The organism is Cupriavidus sp. U2 (genome assembly GCF_009663685.2).
In the GTDB taxonomy this organism is placed as follows: domain Bacteria; phylum Pseudomonadota; class Gammaproteobacteria; order Burkholderiales; family Burkholderiaceae; genus Cupriavidus; species Cupriavidus necator_C.
The window spans coordinates 258,494-275,860 of the sequence record NZ_RCOG02000032.1 but is presented as its reverse complement, the minus strand read 5'-3'; the positions used below and the strand labels follow the sequence as shown (position 1 = coordinate 275,860).

Genomic DNA, 17,367 nt, shown 5'->3' with positions numbered 1-17,367 from the left:
GCACACATGACGACGCCCCTGTCGAACCAGGCCGCCAGGAAGACCGCGAACAAGGCGGCGAAGAGAACCCCGGCGCAGGCCGTGGCACCGTGGATCGTGCCGGTGCTGCTGATCGTGGTCTGGCAGGCCGCCTCGCAACTGGGCTGGCTGTCGAACCGGGTCTTGCCGGCACCGCTGGCCGTGGTGGAGGCGGCGTGGTCGCTGGCCGTATCCGGCGAGCTCTGGCGCCACGTCTGGGTCAGCACCTGGCGGGCGCTGATCGGGCTGGCCGTGGGCGGCGGGCTGGGCCTGGCGCTGGGCCTGCTGACCGGCACGTTCCGCACGGCGGCCACGCTGCTCGACAGCACGCTGCAGATGGTGCGCAACATCCCCACGCTGGCGCTGATTCCGCTGGTGATCCTGTGGTTCGGCATCGACGAGACCGCCAAGCTGTTCCTGGTGGCGCTGGGGGTGTTCTTCCCGGTGTACCTGAACACGTACCACGGCATCCGCGCGGTGGACCCGGGGCTGGTCGAGATGGCGCGCAGCTATGGCTTGTCGGGCTGGCGCCTCTATCGCGAAGTGATCCTGCCTGGCGCGCTGCCGAACATCCTGGTGGGCGTGCGGTTTTCGCTGGGCCTGATGTGGGTGATCCTGATCGTGGCCGAGACCATCTCGGCGCAGTCGGGCATTGGCTACATGACGATGAATGCGCGTGAGTTCCTGCAGACCGACGTGGTGCTGGTCGGCATCCTGCTCTACGCGCTGCTGGGCAAGCTGGCCGATGTGCTGTCGCGCGCGCTGGAGCGGTTCTGGCTGCGCTGGCATCCGGGCTACCAGACCAACTGACAAGGAGAGATCCCCATGCAAACGCTATTTCCCGTGGAGCAGGCCGCGCTGGCGTGGGCCGAGCGCGATCTGGCGCGGCGTGACGTGGCCCGCCGCGAGGCGGCTGCCGAAGCGCGCCAGACGCCGGCGGCCGCTGGCATCGCGCTGCGCGTGCAGCAGGTGGTCAAGTGTTACAACGGCCGCGAAGTGCTGCATGGCATCGACCTCGATGTGACGCCGGGCGAGTTCGTCGCCATCGTCGGGCGCAGCGGCTGCGGCAAGAGCACGCTGCTGCGGCTGGTGGCCGGGCTGGAGCCGGCCGACGAGGGTGCGGTGCTGCTGGACCATCAGCACGGGCGCCAGCTGGATCGCCAGCAAAGCCGGACCTTGCAGGACAGTATCCGCGTGATGTTCCAGGATGCGCGGCTGTTGCCCTGGAAGCGTGTACTCGACAACGTCGCGCTGGGCCTGCCGCGCGAGCGCCGCGCCGATGCCGCCGCCGTGCTGGCGCAGGTGGGGCTGGCCGAGCGTGCCGACGAATGGCCTGCGCGGCTGTCGGGCGGCCAGCGCCAGCGCGTGGCCCTGGCGCGCGCGCTGGTCCACCATCCGCGCCTGCTGCTGCTGGACGAACCGCTGGGCGCGCTCGATGCGCTGACCCGCATCGACATGCAGGCGCTGATCGAATCGCTGTGGCGCCGGCTCGGTTTCACGGCGCTACTCGTCACACACGATGTATCGGAGGCCATTGCGCTGGCCGATCGCGTGGTGCTGATCGAGGACGGCCGCATCGCGCTGGACCAGCGCGTGGCGCTTGAGCGTCCGCGCCAGCGCGGATCGGCGGCGTTTGCGCAACTCGAAGACACCGTCCTGCGCCGCGTGATGCGGCAGCCATCGACAGTGTCTGCACCATCAACGAATCTTCACGCCCGGCCCGCCGAGGAGCTTCTATCATGAGCAATCAGGCGAACCGCGCGTACCGACATGGACTTCACCATGACCCACGCTTCCGCAGCTTCCGCACCTTCCGCAACCTCCGCACTCGAACGCTACCTTGAAACACTGCCGCGCGAGCCGGTGCCCGGCCGCGAGCTGTGGCGCGACGCGCGAGGGCAGGTGCAGGGCCAGTACTTCAACTGCTCGCTGACCAGCGCGTTCGACCCGCTGGTGACGCTGGCCGACCGTGAGGTGGTGGCCCACGAGGGCTCCATCCGCACCTATGCCGAAGATGGCGTGGGGCTGGCCGCCTGGAAGCTGTTCGCGATGGCGGCCGACGACGCGTCGCTGGTGTCGCTGGACCGCCTGTCGCGGCTGGTGCACGCGATGAACTACTTCGCGGCGCACGGCGAGCGCAAGCTCGTGCTCAACGTGCATAACCGCCTGCTGGCGGCGGTGGCCGACGATCACGGCGCGGCATTCCGGCGTGCGCTGGAATCGCTGGGCCTGCCGGTGGACCGTTTCGTGATTCAGGTGCCTGCCAGCGCCAATGACGACCTGCCGCTGCTGCTGCACGTGGTGGGCAACTATCGCCGCAACGGGTTTGCGGTGAGCCTGCAGGCATCCGACCCGGCCGAGGCCGGCGCGCTGATGGCGCATGCGCTGCCCGACTGGCTCAAGCTCGACATGCGCCGCATCTGGACGGACCGCCAGCTTGCCGGCCTGCGCGCCAGCGCCGAGGGCGCCGGTGTCACGCTGATCGGCCGGCGGCTGCAGAACGACGAAGCCGTGGAGCGGCTGCAGAACGCGGGCATCGCGCTGGGGCAGGGCGAGGCCGTGGCCGGCGGGCCGGTGCCGGCACGGCATTTGCGGGAGCCGTTGCAGACAGGCAGTGCTTCCTAGGCGGCATCGCCCCGGCGGCACTGGCTGGCCGGTAGCGCCCTGTCGGCGAACATCGACAGGCGATCGGCAATCTTGTTGCAGTACCCCATAAGTCCTGAACAACGAAGCACCGAAGCAGAGAAGGAGAGCGCGTATGGCGGCATCGACTCTATCGGGCGGCGTCGCGCGGCTGGAAGTGCCGCGCGGCCTGCAGATCCTGACCGTACCGGGCCTGCATGGCAGCGGGCCCGCACATTGGCAAAGCCGTTGGGAAAGGCTCTACCCGGACTGGCAGCGCATCGAGCAGCACGACTGGGGACGCCCCAGCCTGCCGCTGTGGGCCGAGCGGGTCTCGGAAGGGGTATCGCGCGCACTTCGCGTGGCGTCGCGCGGCGCGGTGCTGGTGGCGCATAGCTTCGGCTGCCTGGCCACGCTGCGACAGGCGTCGCTGGATCCGGTGGGCATCGCGGGCGCGCTGCTGGTGGCGCCGGCCGATCCGGACAAGTTCGGCGTGGGCGGCTTGCTGCCCACGTGGCGGCTGCCGTTTCCGACGGTGCTGGTGGCCAGCACCAATGATCCGTGGATGTCGCAACGCACCGCGTTCAGCTGGGGCACGCTGTGGGGCAGCGAACTGGTGGATGCGGGGGCACTCGGCCATATCAATGCCGATTCGCACCTGGACGACTGGCCGGCAGGGCAGGCCCTCCTCGCCGCTTTGCTGCAGCGGATCGACTCAGAGGGGCGTATCCTGCACCTCGGCGACGGCTCGGACAGCTGGGAAGCGTCCGCGGATGTCGCACAGACATCGCCTTATATCTAAAGCGTCTAAGAAAATTCGGAAATATTCGTTCTTTTTATAAGGGCGCATCTGCAAAATTTGTCTCGTACGCCGGCGCCTTATGCGCCGGTTTCATAAGACGAGACACGCATGCCTTCCTCGATATCCCTGGCGGACGCGCCCCCGCCGACGGTCAATGCCGCGCCCCTGCGCGCGGCGCCGGCCCAGCGATTTACCGTGTTGCCGGGCTTCGGGCTGTCGCTTGGCTTCACGATCTTCTACCTGACGCTGATCGTCCTGATCCCGCTGTCGGCGGTGTTCCTGAAGACCTTCACGCTGACCTGGGACGGCTTCTGGGCGACGGTGGGCAACCCCCGCGTGGTGGCATCGCTGGAACTGAGCTTTGGCGCGTCGCTGATTGCGGCCATCGTCAACACGGCCTTTGGGCTGGTGGTGGCCTGGGTGCTGGTGCGCTACCGCTTCTTCGGCAAGCGATTTATCGATGCGCTGGTAGACCTGCCGTTCGCGTTGCCCACGGCCGTGGCCGGTATCGCCCTGACCGCGCTGTTCGCCGGTAATGGCTGGATCGGCCGCTGGCTGGAGCCGCACGGCATCAAGGTGGCGTTCACGCCACTGGGCGTGGTGGTGGCGCTGACCTTCATCGGGCTGCCGTTCGTGGTGCGCACGGTACAGCCGGTGCTGGAGGACGTGGAACGCGAACTGGAGGAAGCGGCGGCCAGCCTGGGCGCGTCGCGCCTGCAGACGTTCGGGCGGGTGATCCTGCCGGCCATCCTGCCGGCGCTGCTGACGGGCTTTGCGCTGTCGTTCGCGCGTGCCACCGGCGAGTACGGATCGGTGGTCTTCATCTCCGGCAACATGCCGATGGTGTCCGAGATCGCCCCGCTGATGATCTATTCGAAGCTGGAACAGTACGACTATGCCGGCGCCACGGCGGTGGCCGTGGTGATGCTGGTGATCTCGTTCGTACTGCTGCTGCTGATCAACCTGCTGCAGGCCTGGACGCGCCGCCACCAGACTGGTGCCCGCGCGGCCGCGCTGCCTGACGGCAACCCGGAGGCGAACTGACATGGCCGGCGCTGTATCCCGACTGGGCGGCCAGGCTGCCGCCCGACATCCGCACGAGGCCACGGGCGAATCGCCGTGGGTGCGCTATACGCTGATTACCGTGGCGGTGCTGTTCCTGGCGCTGTTCCTGTTCGTGCCGCTGGCTTCGGTCTTCTACGAGGCGCTGCGCAAGGGCCTGGACACCTACCTGGCGGCGCTGACCGAGCCCGACGCGGTGGAGGCCATCAAGCTGACGCTGACCGTGGCGGCCATCGCGGTGCCGCTGAACGTGGTGTTCGGCGTGGCGGCGGCCTGGGCCATCGCCAAGTTCGACTTCCGGGGCAAGAACCTGCTGATCACGCTGATCGACCTGCCGTTCTCGGTGTCGCCGGTGATCTCGGGCCTGATCTACGTGCTGATGTTCGGCGCGCAGGGCTGGTTCGGCCCGTGGCTGGAGGCCCACGACATCAAGATCATGTTCGCGGTGCCGGGCATCGTGCTGGCGACGATCTTCGTGACCTTTCCGTTCGTGGCGCGCGAGCTGATTCCGCTGATGCAGGCGCAGGGCAGCGAAGAGGAAGAGGCGGCCATCGTGCTGGGTGCCTCGGGCTGGCAGACGTTCTGGCACGTGACGCTGCCGAACATCCGCTGGGGCCTGCTGTACGGCGTGATCCTGTGCAATGCGCGGGCGATGGGCGAGTTCGGCGCCGTGTCGGTGGTATCGGGCCATATCCGGGGCCTGACCAACACCATGCCGCTGCACGTGGAAATTCTCTACAACGAATACAACTTCGCGGCCGCGTTCGCCGTGGCGTCCCTGCTGACGCTGCTGGCGCTGGTCACACTCGGAATCAAGACGCTGGTGGAAGTGCGCGCCAGCCGTGAACACGCATCGGAAGGGCAGCCATCATGAGCATTCAGGTCAGGAACGTGCAAAAGCGGTTTGGCGATTTTGTGGCGCTCAACGACGTCTCGCTGGACTTTGCCGAAGGGGAACTGACGGCGCTGCTGGGGCCATCCGGGTGCGGCAAGACCACGCTGCTGCGCATCATCGCCGGCCTGGAACGCGCCGACGCGGGCCAGGTGGTGCTGGCCGGGCAGGATGCCTCGTCAACGCATGTGCGCCAGCGCAACGTGGGCTTTGTGTTCCAGCACTACGCGCTGTTCAAGCACATGACCGTGTTCGAGAACGTGGCCTTCGGCCTGCGCGTGAAACCGCGCGCCGAGCGCCCGTCAGAGGCCAAGATCCGCGAGAAGGTGAAGTCGCTGCTGGAACTGGTGCAGCTGGACTGGCTGGGCGACCGCTACCCGGCGCAACTGTCGGGCGGCCAGCGCCAGCGTATCGCGCTGGCCCGGGCGCTGGCCGTGGAGCCGCGTGTGCTGCTGCTCGACGAACCGTTCGGCGCGCTCGACGCCAAGGTGCGCAAGGAACTGCGCCGCTGGCTGCGCCGCCTGCATGACGAACTGCACGTGACCAGCGTGTTCGTGACCCACGACCAGGAAGAGGCGCTTGAAGTGGCCGACCAGGTGGTGCTGATGAACCGTGGCGCCGTGGAGCAGTTCGGCACGCCCGAGGCGGTCTACAACCATCCGGCCACGCCGTTCGTGTTCGGCTTCCTCGGCAACGTGAACCTGTTCCACGGCCGGCTGGAAGTGGGCGACAGCGGCGGGCTGCTGCATACGGGCGAGGCGGTGCTGCCCGTGGTGGGCAGCGGGCACGAGACGGCGGGCGATGCGGTGGCCTACGTCCGGCCGCACGACCTGGAACTGGAACGCTACGCGCCGGGCACCGATGGCATTGCCGTGACGCTGCGCCGTGCGCTGACGCTGGGCCCGGTGGCCCAGCTGGAACTGGAGCGCGAAGACAACCAGGACGTGATCGAGGTGGCGCTGCCGCTGGAACGCTTCCGGCACCAGGGCTTCCGCGAGGGCGAACTGCTGGCGGTGCGTCCGCGCCAGCTGCGCGTTTTCAACCGCAACCAGACAACAACACAGGAACAAGGGGCGGCACGATGAATTTCCAGCAACTGCGTTCGATTCGTGAGGCGGTGCGCCGCCAGTTCAACCTGACCGAAGTGGCCAACGCGCTGTACACGTCGCAGCCGGGCGTGTCGCGCCAGATCCGCGAGCTCGAGGAAGAGCTTGGCGTGGAGATCTTCGAGCGTTACGGCAAGCGGCTGACCGGGCTGACCGAGCCGGGCCGCGAGATCGTGCGCATCGTCGAACGGCTGCTGCTCGAAGCCGAGAACCTGCGCCAGGCCGGCGACGAGTTCGCGGGCCGCCATACCGGCCGCCTGACCGTGGCCACCACGCACACGCAGGCGCGCTACGCGCTGCCCAAGGTGGTGCAGAGCTTCCGGCGCGAATATCCCCACGTCACGCTGGCGCTGCAGGAAGCGTCGCCGTCGCATATCGTGGAACTGCTGCTGACGGGGCAGGCCGATATCGGCATCGCCACCGAGGCGGTGGCCAGCGAGGCCGGGCTGACGTCGTTCGAGGCCTATAGCTGGCAGCACGTGATCGTGGTGTCGCCCGAGCATCCGCTGACGCGCCTGCCCGAGCCCACGCTCGAGGACCTGTGCAACTTCCCCATCATCACCTACGACGCCGGCTTTACCGGGCGCCGCAAGATCGATGGCGCGTTTGCCGCCGCCGGGCTGCAGCCGGAGATCGTGCTGACCGCCATGGATGCCGACGTGATCAAGACCTATGCCGAACTGGAACTGGGCGTGGGGATCATCGCGTCGATGGCCTACGACTCGCGCAAGGACGCTGGCCTGACGCAGATTTCGGCCGCTCACCTGTTCGAGCCGAATACCACCAGCGTGGCCGTGCGGCGCGGTGCCTACCTGCGCGGCTACGCCCATGCGTTCATCAACATGTTCGCGCCGCACCTGTCGCGCGACACCGTGTCGACCGCGCTGGCCGAGGCGACCAGCCGCCTGGCGGTGGCGGCCTGAGGCCGCCCGAGGGCCCCTGAGTCCCACGAAGCCGCCTGAGGCCCCCTGAGGCCCCCTGAGGACCACCGCCGGATACTGGCCCGATCGCCGCCGTGACCGCTGCCCGGGCCATCCGGGCAGCCACGGGCCCGCCACCCGATGCACCGCCCGGGCGGGGCCGTCCCCGCCAGCCCGGGCCGCCGCATGGCTTCAAACGGGCGTACGACCCGCTGGTCGAATCCCTGCACCAATCGCGCCATTTCCCGCCAGTTCGTCGCACGACGCTTTCTTCCCGTCGCGCTCCGGCGTAAAGTGCCCTTCATCGCAGCGCCCGGAAGCCACCGAATGCCCGGGCCGCTGCCTATGCTGCAGTGCATCACAGATTTGCACGCGGTTTGTGGAGCAGAAGGAGGGAGAGAGATATGCGCATGTCGTGCGCGGTGCCGTCACGGCTCAATATTCTTGCGCGAGACCTGCTGTTCGTGCTCTGCATGAACACCGTCATCGCGGTCAGCCTCAACTATGGCTTCCAGACCGGCGGCACGCTGGTACAGAACTTTGTCTACAGCCAGCTGATCGGCCTGTCGATCTGGGTACTGATCGACGTGCCGCGCGTGCTGATCTGGTGGAACGACCGCCCGCGCCGCTGGCCGTTCATGTGCCTGGCCGTGGTGGCCGTGCCGATGGGCGTGGTGCTGGGCAGCTGGGCCACGCGCGAACTGCTGCACCTGCCCGAGAAATCCGCGGCCGCCACCGGCGACATGCTGCGCATGTGCCTGATCGTCGGCATGCTGGCGTCGGCCAGCATGATCTATTTCTACTGGTCGCGTGAAAAGCTGGCCTACCTGGAACGCCAGGCGGCGCTGGACGCCCTGCAGCGCGAGGAGGCCGAAAAGCAGCTGGTGCGCGCCCAGCTGATGGCGCTGCAGGCGCAGATCGAGCCGCACTTCCTGTTCAATTCGCTGGCCAACCTGGACGGCCTGATCGCCACCGACCCGCGCGCGGCGCGCCAGCTGCTGCAGCGGCTGATCGGCTTCCTGCGCATGTCGCTGTCGCACACGCGCGCCGAGCATTGCACGCTGGCGCAGGAATTCGAACTGCTGCGCAGCTACCTCGACATCCAGGGCATGCGCTTCGGCGCGCGGCTCGACTACGAGGTGGATTTGCCGCCGGCGCTGGCCGATGCCGAGATTCCGCCGATGCTGATCCAGCCGCTGGTGGAAAACGCGGTCACGCATGGCATCGAACCGTGCATGCGCGGCGGCAAGATCGTGCTCTCCGCGCGTCAGGCCGAGGACGGCAGCCTGCAGGTGCTGATTGCCGACACCGGCGTGGGCTTCTGCCAGAGCGGCAAGAGCGGGTCCGGCCTGGGGCTGACCCATGTGCGCGAACGGCTGGCGCGCATCTTTGGCGCGGCGGCCACGATGCAGATGGAAGAAAACGTGCCGCGCGGCGTGGTGGTGCGGCTGACGCTGCCGCTCACGCGCAGCACCGAGCCGACCTTCGTGCCGATGCGCGCCGCGCCGGACGCGCGCCCTGCGCCGCCCGCCACCGTGGCGCCGGCCATCTCCCGTACCTGAGCGCGCCCGAGCCCCGCCCCTGAACCGTTCTGTCCCTGACATTCGTCCTCCATGTCTCCGACCCTGCTGATCGCCGACGACGAGCTGCTGCTCGCCCGCGTTCTCGAAGCCGAACTGAAAGCCCTGTGGCCTGAAGCCACGATCGTGTCCGTGGTGCATGACGGCATGGCCGCGCTGGAGGCCGCGCGCGCCCACCGGCCCGACGTGGCCTTCCTGGATATCCGCATGCCAGGCATGAGCGGCATGGACGTGGCGCGCGAACTGATCGAGTTCGACCACCCGCCGCTGGTGGTGTTCGTCACCGCGTACGACCAGTTTGCGCTGGAAGCCTTCGAGCGCGCGGCGGTGGACTACGTGCTGAAGCCCGTGCAGCACGAACGGCTGGAGGCCACGGTGGGGCGCCTGAAGGCGCGCCTGAGCGCCAAGGCCGCCGAAGCGGGCAAGGCGGCCGGCAACGACGAGGGGGATGACGGCGACGAGGCAGCCGCCACCGACATCGGCACCATGGTCGACACCGACCGGCTGGCGCAACTGCTGCAGCGGCTGGAGTCGCTGGAGCAGCCCGCCGCCGCCCCGCGCGGCCACTATCTGCGCTTTATCAAGGCGCTGGTGGGGCAGGAGGTACGCATCATCCCGGTCGATGAAGTGGTGTATCTGGAGGCCACCGACAAGTACGTGAACGTGGTGTCCACCGGCGGCGAGGCGCTGATCCGCACCAGCCTGCGCGAACTGACGCAGCAGCTGGACCCCGACCGCTTCTGGCAGATCCATCGCGGCACGGTAGTCAATATCGACTGCGTGGCCAGCGCCGTGAACCAGTCGCTGGGGCGCCTGTCGCTGAAGCTGCGCGACCGGCCGGAGTCGCTGCCGGTTGCGCGGCAGTACGCGCACCTGTTCAAGCAGATGTAGGGCCTTCCGGGCCGGGGCCGAACGGGGCCGACCGGGCCGGTATGGGCCTGCACCACGGCGGGGAAAACGGGTGCGAAGGTTCCGCCGCCACGCGGCTTCCTCTACCATGGGCGTTCCCTGTTCCGTCACCCAAGGATTGCGCCATGCAGCGAGTGTTTGTCTACGGCACCCTTCGTGCCGGCGAGGTCAACGATCTGAACCGGGCCGCCGCGCGGCATGGCATCGGCGCGGCGACGCTGGTCGGCACGGCCAGCATTGCCGGGCGGCTCTATGACTTCGGCACGTATCCGGGCCTGGTGCTCGATGCGTCGGCCGGCCCGGTGCTGGGCGACGTGTACGACATTCCCGACGCGCTGCTGCCGGTGCTGGACGAGATCGAAGAGGTCTATCCCGGGCAGGCCACGCTGTTTATCCGCGAAACGCAGCCCGTGATGCTGGACGGCGCGCCCACCGATTGCCTGCTGTACCCGGTGGCGGACGCTGCGGTGGCCGGGCTGGCCCGCATCGACGGGGGTGACTGGGTGGCCTATCGCCAGGCGCGCGACACCGCCGCGGCGGCCTGACGACGAGACATTTCAAACGCCGTCACGCGGCACGTGACGGCGGTAGCATGGCCGGCGATGACATCCGATGCTGTCAACGCACAACGCCCGCCCATGACCCAGCCGCCTGCGCCCGCGCATTCCGCAAGGGCTCCGCTTCGATTCCATGTCCAGTCCGGCCGTGTCCGCCTTGCCGCCTCGGCCTGGGGTGATCCCACGCATCCCGTGGTGGTACTGGTGCATGGCTACCCCGACAACAGCGAGGTGTGGCACGGCGTGGCGCAGGCGCTGGCGGCGCGGTTCCATGTCATTGCCTACGACGTGCGCGGGGCGGGGCAGTCCGATGCGCCGCCTGACGTGTCCGACTATCGCCTGGAACGGCTCGCCGATGACTTTATTGCCGTGATCGACGCCGTGTCGGCGGACCGGCCGGTGCATCTGGTGGGCCATGACTGGGGATCAATCCAGGGCTGGGAATTCGTGACCGATCCGCGCCTGTACGGCCGTATCGCCTCGTTCCCGTCGTGCTCGGGGCCGTGCCTGGACCACGCGGCCAGCGCGTTGCGTGCCGGCGGCCGCCGCAGTCTCGGGCAATGGGGCGCCACGCTGCGCCAGGCGCTGGCGTCGTGGTACATCCTGTTCTTTCATATCCCGCTGCTGCCCGAATGGCACTGGAAGCTCTGGCTCGGGCGCGGCTGGCCGTTCTGGCTGCGCCACACCGAAGGGCTGCACGTGCCAGCCAATCCCACGCAGACGGCGGACGGCATCCACGGGCTGCGGCTGTATCGCGCCAATCTCCGCGCGCGGCTGCGTGCGCCGCGCGAACGCCGGGCGCATGCGCCGGTGCAGGTCATCGTGCCCACGCGCGACCGCTACGTGCGGCCCGCCGTGACCGAGGATATGGGCCGCTGGGTCACCCGGCTATGGCGCCGCCGGATCGATGCGCATCACTGGCTGCCGCTGTCGCATCCGCAGCGCATGGCGGCCATGGTGGGCGAGTTTGTCGACCATCTCGATGGCGCGGCCACCTCACCTGCGCTGGAAGCGGCGCGTGTCGACCCGGAGGCTGCCGGAATTTCATGATGCGGAATGATGTTTTGGTCCGCAAAAATCCGCGCGTGATATCGGCCCGGGCATTTCTCATCCTGAAAGATGTCGTGCCGCATCGTGAAAAGACGAGGCTAACACTTTGATTTTTATCAACTAAAAAACTGTGCGCGAGCGACCATCGGCGCTTGTTGCAACGCGGGAAGCTTCTCTACACTCTTATATAAGACACATGACCTGAGACGCCAAAGACACAGCGTCCCGGGTCCCCCGGCCAGCCAGGGCCGGGGAGCCGTCGCCGATTTCCATGCCATCTCGACATTGCTACAGGAGAGTGAACATGACGACCCGCCAACAACAGATCGATGCCCTTCAAAAGGACTGGGATAGCAACCCCCGCTGGAAGGGCGTGCAACGTCATTACACCGCCGAAGACGTGGTCCGGCTGCGGGGTTCGGTCCAGATCGAGCATACGCTGGCCCGCCGCGGCGCGGAAAAGCTCTGGCATCTGCTGAACACCGAGCCGTTCGTCAACACGCTGGGTGCGTTGACGGGCAACCAGGCCCTGCAGCAGGTCAAGGCCGGCCTGAAGGCCATCTACCTGTCGGGCTGGCAGGTGGCTGGCGATGCCAACCTGGCCGGGGAAATGTACCCGGACCAGTCGCTGTACCCGGCCAACTCGGTGCCGATGGTCGTCAAGCGCATCAACAACACGTTCCAGCGGGCCGACCAGATCCAGTGGAGCGAAGGCACCGGCGACACCGACTTCTTCGCGCCGATCGTGGCCGATGCCGAGGCCGGCTTCGGCGGCGTGCTGAACGCATTCGAACTGATGAAATCGATGATCGAAGCGGGCGCCGCCGGCGTCCACTTCGAAGACCAGCTGGCGTCGGTGAAGAAGTGCGGCCACATGGGTGGCAAGGTGCTGGTGCCCACCCGCGAGGCCGTGGCCAAGCTGACCGCCGCGCGACTGGCCGCCGACGTGTCGGGCGTGCCCACGCTGGTGATCGCGCGTACCGACGCCGAGGCCGCCGATCTGGTGACGTCGGACGTGGACGAGCGCGATCAGCCGTTCCTGACCGGCGAGCGCACCGTGGAAGGCTTCTTCCGTTCGAAGGCTGGCATCGACCAGTCGATTGCCCGCGCGCTGGCCTACGCCGAAGTGGCCGACCTGGTGTGGTGCGAAACCGGCAAGCCGGACCTGGAGTTCGCAAAGAAGTTTGCCGAGGCCGTGCATGCCAAATTTCCCGGCAAGATGCTGGCCTATAACTGCTCGCCGTCGTTCAACTGGAAGAAGAACCTCGACGATGCCACGATCGCCAAGTTCCAGCGCGAATTGGGCGCCATGGGCTACAAATTCCAGTTCATCACGCTGGCCGGCTTCCATTCGCTGAACTATTCGATGTTCAACCTGGCCCACGGCTACGCGCGCAACCAGATGTCGGCCTTCGTGGAACTGCAGGAAGCCGAGTTTGCCGCCGCCGAGAAGGGCTTCACCGCCGTCAAGCACCAGCGCGAAGTGGGCACCGGGTACTTCGACGCCGTGACGCAGACCATCGAAGGCGGCCAGTCGTCGACGACCGCACTCAAGGGATCGACCGAAGACGAACAGTTCTTCGACAAGAAGGTGGCCTGAGCCACCTGACCGGAAAGGGGATTCGGGGACGGCGCGCGACCATCGCGCCGTCAGTTTGGCTCCGCGCCGCAAGACCTGCGGCGCGGCTTTTTTCGAGAGGCACCTTCGTTTTTCTGGCACCTCTCGGTGTGGGAGCTATCGGTAGACGATCACAGGAATATCGGTATGCGTGAGCACTTTTTGCGTTTCGCTGCCGAGCAGCAGGCCTGACAGCCCGCGTCGGCCGTGCGAGGCCATGAAGATCACATCGCAGCCATGGCGTTCCGCCGCGTCGATGATGCCCAGGTAGGGCACGGCGAAGGTCGTCATGTCGGCGTCGAAGGGCAGGCCGGCGGCAACGGCAGCGTTCTCGATTTCCTTCAGGTACAGCCGGGCCTGGTTCTCGATGCGTTCCTTGAACGCCTGGGGCGCCTCGACCACGATCTCGCTGAAGGGCGTATACGGATATTCCTCAAGACAGACGTAGGCGGTCACGCGGGCATTGATGGCCTTGGCCAGTTCCAGGCCGCCGTCTATGGCCTTCTTGGACAGCTCCGAACCGTCGGTGGGCAGCAGGATGTGCTTGAACATACCGGACTCCTTTCGCGAGTGGGAACGGGTGCAGGCCAGCGCGGCGCCTGTCTGCATCGATTGTAGTCAGTGTGCAGTGTTCGTCATTGTGAAATATCAAGATTCTGCGATTGACAGCGTACGGACGGTGCTACGCGACGACGGCGTGGACTTCGGCGGCGGCGCTGCTGGGCGCCTGTTCGGCGCGGCGCCAGTAGGCCGGGTTGCCGTAGGTGTTCTTGAGATGGTCGATAAACAGTCGCACGCGCAGCGGCAGGTGCTTGCGTTGCGGAAAGACGGCGTGGATGCCGATGGGCGGCGCCTGGAATTCGTCGAGGACGGTCACCAGCCGGCCGCTGACGATTTCCTGGCCCACTTCCCACCAGGAGCGCCAGGCCAGGCCGTGGCCCTGCAGGCACCAGGCGTGGAGCACGGCCCCGTCGGTGCATTCCATGTTGCCGCCCACCTTGACGGTGACGGCGCGGCCGTCCTGCTGGAACACCCAGCCGCGCTGCACGTTGGCGCTGGCGCCGAAGTGCAGGCAGTTGTGGCGGGCCAGGTCATCGGGCAGGGCCGGGGTCCCGGCGCGCGCCAGGTATTCGGGCGACGCCACGACCACGCGGCGGTTTTCGGCCAGGCGGATCGACACCAGGCTGGAGTCGGGCAGGTCGCCCAGGCGGATGGCGCAGTCGAAGCCCTCGTTGACCAGGTCGACCACGCGGTCGGACAGGTCGAGCGTGAGCGTGACGTCGGGATGGGATTCGATGAACAGCGGCACCAGCGGCGCCACGTGCTTGCGGCCGAAACCGGCCGGGGCGGTGATGCGCAGGTGGCCGCTGGCCTTGACCCCGCCGGCGGAGACGCTGGCTTCGGCATTGTGGAGGTCGTTGAGGATGCGCTGGCAGTCTTCCAGAAACGCGGAGCCTTCGAACGTCAGGGTGATCTTGCGGGTGGTGCGCACCAGCAGTTTGACGCCCAGCCGCTCTTCCAGCGCATCGATGCGGCGGCCGATGATGGCCGGCGCAACGCCTTCGGCGGCTGCGGCAGCGGACAGGCTGCCACGTGACGCCACCGATACAAAAGTCTCCAGTTGCTTGAAGTGGTCCACGAAAGATAGCTCGGTTGTAGACGAGTCTTGATGAGGATGGCCAAGATTAGTAGTGCAAAAGTAAAAGATCAAGTGACAGCGCGCCTATTTGCCGCACTGCAGCGCATCACTAGAATTCCATGCATTCAATCGTGTACAGGTCCATTCAGTCCCTGGCGTTTTGAGAGATGAACAAAATCCGCGCGGTAGTCTTCGATGCTTACGGCACGCTGTTCGACGTGTATTCGGTCACGGCGCGCGCCGAGCAGCTGTTCCCGGGCAAGGGCGAGGCGCTGGCCCTGCTGTGGCGCGAGCGGCAGATCGACTACACCCGGCTGCGTTCGCTGGCCGCGCCGGACGGGGCGCGCTACAAGCCGTTCTGGGACATCACGATCGATGCCCTGCGCTATGCCGCCGAGCGGCTGGCACTGAAGCTCGATGACACCGCGCAGGCGCAGCTGCTCAAGGAATATGCGTGCCTGTCGGCGTTCCCGGAGAACCTGGCGGCGCTCAAGCGCCTGCGCCGCGCCAACCTGCCGCTGGGCATCCTGTCCAACGGCAACCCGGAAATGCTCGATATCGCGGTCAAGAGCGCCGGCATGCACGGGCTGTTCGACCATGTGCTGTCGGTCGATGCCGTGAAGCAGTACAAGACCGCGCCGGCCGCGTACGCGTTGGGCCCGAAAGCCTTCGACCTGCCGGCCGGCGAGATCCTCTTTGTCTCGTCGAACTGCTGGGATGCCTGTGGCGCCACGTGGTTTGGCTACACCACCTACTGGATCAACCGTGCCGGCCATCCGGCGGAGCGCCTGGACGTGGCGCCCACCGGCACCGGGCACGACATGAACGACCTGCTTGCCTTCGTTGCCGCCTCGGGCGCAACGGTCTGACAGGCGGGCCCCCTTAAACACACCATCGCACCAACAGGAGAAGACTGATGGCTATCACGCTGCCCGCGGGCATGAAGATTACCGGCGAGATCCTGCCGGCTTACGAAGACATCCTCACGCCGGAAGCCCTGGCCCTGGTCGACAAGCTGCACCGCGCCTTCGAGCCGCGCCGCCAGGAACTGCTGGCCGCGCGCGTGGAACGCGCCAAGCGCCTGGACGCCGGCGAAATCCCCGATTTCCTGCCGGAAACGAAGCACATCCGCGAAGGCGACTGGAAGGTTGCCCCGGTGCCCAAGGCGCTGGAATGCCGCCGCGTGGAAATCACCGGCCCGGTGGAAGCCAAGATGGTCATCAATGCCTTCAACTCGGGCGCTGACAGCTACATGACCGACTTCGAGGACTCCAACACCCCGAACTGGCACAACCAGATGCAGGGTCAGGTGAACCTGAAGGCCGCCGTGCGCCGCACGCTGACGCTGGACAGCAACGGCAAGCACTACAAGCTCAACGACAAGATCGCCACGCTGCAGGTGCGTCCGCGCGGCTGGCATCTGGACGAAAAGCACGTCACGATCGACGGCAAGCGCGTCTCGGGCGGCATTTTCGATTTCGCGCTGTTCCTGTTCCATAACGCCCGCGAGCAGATCGCCCGCGGCGCCGGCCCGTTCTTCTACCTGCCGAAGATGGAAAGCCATCTGGAAGCGCGCCTGTGGAACGACGTCTTCGTGATGGCCCAGAAGGAAGTTGGCCTGCCGCAAGGCACGATCAAGGCCACGGTGCTGATCGAAACCATCCTGGCCGCGTTCGAAATGGAGGAAATCCTGTACGAACTGCGCGACCACAGCGCCGGCCTGAACGCCGGCCGCTGGGATTACATCTTCTCGTGCATCAAGAAGTTCAAGGTGGACAAGAACTTCTGCCTGGCCGACCGCGCCAAGGTGACGATGACCGCGCCGTTCATGCGCTCGTACGCGCTGCTGCTGCTGAAGACCTGCCACAAGCGCGGCGCCCCCGCCATCGGCGGCATGAGCGCCCTGATCCCGATCAAGAACGATCCGGAAAAGAACGCCATCGCCATGGAAGGCATCATCAGCGACAAGCGTCGTGACGCCACCGACGGCTACGACGGCGGCTGGGTGGCCCATCCGGGCTTGGTCGAGCCGGCGATGAAGGAATTCGTGGCCGTGCTGGGCGACAAGCCGAACCAGTTCGAGAAGCAGCGCATGGACGTGGAAGTGAAGGCGGCCGACCTGCTGAACTTCCAGCCCGAAACGCCGATCACCGAACACGGCCTGCGCATGAACATCAACGTCGGCATCCACTACCTGGGTGCCTGGCTGGCCGGCAACGGCTGCGTGCCGATCCACAACCTGATGGAAGACGCCGCCACGGCCGAGATCTCGCGTTCGCAGGTCTGGCAGTGGATTCGCTCGCCGAAGGGCAAGCTCGAGGACGGCCGCAAGGTCACCGCCGAGCTGGTGCGCGCGCTGATTCCGGAAGAACTGGCCAAGGTCAAGGAAGTGGCCGGCAGCGGCCCGACCTACGACCGGGCCGCGAAGATCTTCGAGCAAATGTCGACGTCGGAAGACTTTGCCGAATTCCTGACCCTGCCGCTGTACGAGGAAGTCTGACCCTCGTTGCCTTGTGTGTGCGCGCCGCTCCCAGCTTTGGGAGCGGGGCGGAAGAGAGGGGAGAGGGCCTGGCGGTTCTGACGGCGGCAAGC

At 66.9% G+C, this 17,367-nt stretch carries 17 protein-coding genes; 15 read left to right on the top strand and 2 right to left on the bottom strand.

Annotation, left to right across the window (positions count from 1 at the left end; genetic code table 11):
• Positions 1-6 precede the first annotated feature (6 nt).
• The 13 genes from ssuC to aceA all read left to right on the top strand — a co-directional run bounded on the left by ssuC (position 7) and on the right by aceA (position 13,118).
• Positions 7-828 (top strand): aliphatic sulfonate ABC transporter permease SsuC, encoded by an 822-nt coding sequence (gene ssuC / locus D9X30_RS25525; RefSeq protein ID WP_228770709.1) that lies wholly within the window; start codon positions 7-9, stop codon positions 826-828.
• Between the two features lie 15 nt (positions 829-843).
• Positions 844-1,761, top strand: coding sequence for an ATP-binding cassette domain-containing protein (locus D9X30_RS25520; protein WP_153945183.1), 918 nt, complete (start codon positions 844-846; stop codon positions 1,759-1,761).
• Positions 1,762-1,800: 39 nt separating this feature from the next.
• Complete coding sequence (locus D9X30_RS25515; RefSeq protein ID WP_153945182.1) at positions 1,801-2,643, top strand: EAL domain-containing protein; 843 nt, start codon at positions 1,801-1,803, stop codon at positions 2,641-2,643.
• 133 nt (positions 2,644-2,776) lie between these two features.
• Positions 2,777-3,442, top strand: coding sequence for an RBBP9/YdeN family alpha/beta hydrolase (locus D9X30_RS25510; RefSeq protein WP_153945181.1), 666 nt, complete (start codon positions 2,777-2,779; stop codon positions 3,440-3,442).
• Between the two features lie 108 nt (positions 3,443-3,550).
• Positions 3,551-4,486 carry a sulfate ABC transporter permease subunit CysT gene (gene cysT, locus D9X30_RS25505; RefSeq protein WP_153945180.1) on the top strand — a complete coding sequence of 312 codons (936 nt, stop codon included), beginning with the start codon at positions 3,551-3,553 and terminating at the stop codon, positions 4,484-4,486.
• Position 4,487: 1 nt separating this feature from the next.
• Entirely contained in the window at positions 4,488-5,378 is an 891-nt protein-coding gene (cysW, locus tag D9X30_RS25500; RefSeq protein ID WP_153945179.1) for a sulfate ABC transporter permease subunit CysW, read from the top strand.
• Positions 5,375-6,481, top strand: coding sequence for a sulfate/molybdate ABC transporter ATP-binding protein (locus D9X30_RS25495; protein WP_153945178.1), 1,107 nt, complete (start codon positions 5,375-5,377; stop codon positions 6,479-6,481). The genes cysW and D9X30_RS25495 overlap by 4 nt, the downstream gene beginning before the upstream one ends.
• Positions 6,478-7,425 (top strand): CysB family HTH-type transcriptional regulator, encoded by a 948-nt coding sequence (locus D9X30_RS25490; protein ID WP_153945177.1) that lies wholly within the window; start codon positions 6,478-6,480, stop codon positions 7,423-7,425. Before D9X30_RS25495 ends, D9X30_RS25490 begins: the two co-directional genes overlap by 4 nt.
• Before the next feature lie 401 nt (positions 7,426-7,826).
• Positions 7,827-8,984 carry a sensor histidine kinase gene (locus D9X30_RS25485; RefSeq protein ID WP_153945176.1) on the top strand — a complete coding sequence of 386 codons (1,158 nt, stop codon included), beginning with the start codon at positions 7,827-7,829 and terminating at the stop codon, positions 8,982-8,984.
• Positions 8,985-9,035: 51 nt separating this feature from the next.
• Positions 9,036-9,893: a LytR/AlgR family response regulator transcription factor gene (locus D9X30_RS25480; RefSeq protein WP_153945175.1), complete on the top strand. Its 858-nt coding sequence runs from the start codon at positions 9,036-9,038 to the stop codon at positions 9,891-9,893.
• A 143-nt stretch (positions 9,894-10,036) separates the two neighbouring features.
• Positions 10,037-10,456 carry a gamma-glutamylcyclotransferase family protein gene (locus D9X30_RS25475; protein WP_153945174.1) on the top strand — a complete coding sequence of 140 codons (420 nt, stop codon included), beginning with the start codon at positions 10,037-10,039 and terminating at the stop codon, positions 10,454-10,456.
• 93 nt (positions 10,457-10,549) lie between these two features.
• Positions 10,550-11,518, top strand: a complete 969-nt coding sequence (locus D9X30_RS25470) for an alpha/beta fold hydrolase (RefSeq protein ID WP_153945173.1) — start codon at positions 10,550-10,552, stop codon at positions 11,516-11,518.
• A 304-nt stretch (positions 11,519-11,822) separates the two neighbouring features.
• Positions 11,823-13,118, top strand: a complete 1,296-nt coding sequence (gene aceA, locus D9X30_RS25465; RefSeq protein WP_153945172.1) for an isocitrate lyase — start codon at positions 11,823-11,825, stop codon at positions 13,116-13,118.
• A 135-nt stretch (positions 13,119-13,253) separates the two neighbouring features.
• On the opposite strand, the gene D9X30_RS25460 is transcribed toward aceA, so the two are convergent.
• Both D9X30_RS25460 and D9X30_RS25455 read right to left on the bottom strand, forming a co-directional pair.
• On the bottom strand, positions 13,254-13,688 hold the full coding sequence (locus D9X30_RS25460) for a universal stress protein (protein ID WP_153945171.1): 435 nt from the start codon (positions 13,686-13,688) through the stop codon (positions 13,254-13,256).
• Positions 13,689-13,818: 130 nt separating this feature from the next.
• Complete coding sequence (locus D9X30_RS25455) at positions 13,819-14,847, bottom strand: substrate binding domain-containing protein (protein ID WP_502799689.1); 1,029 nt, start codon at positions 14,845-14,847, stop codon at positions 13,819-13,821.
• A gap of 95 nt (positions 14,848-14,942) precedes the next feature.
• Between D9X30_RS25455 and D9X30_RS25450 the strand changes: the two genes are divergently transcribed.
• Positions 14,943-15,644, top strand: a complete 702-nt coding sequence (locus D9X30_RS25450; protein ID WP_153945170.1) for a haloacid dehalogenase type II — start codon at positions 14,943-14,945, stop codon at positions 15,642-15,644.
• A 47-nt stretch (positions 15,645-15,691) separates the two neighbouring features.
• A complete protein-coding gene (gene aceB / locus D9X30_RS25445) occupies positions 15,692-17,275 on the top strand; it encodes a malate synthase A (protein WP_153945169.1) in 1,584 nt (527 codons plus the stop codon).
• The last annotated feature ends 92 nt before the right edge of the window (positions 17,276-17,367 follow it).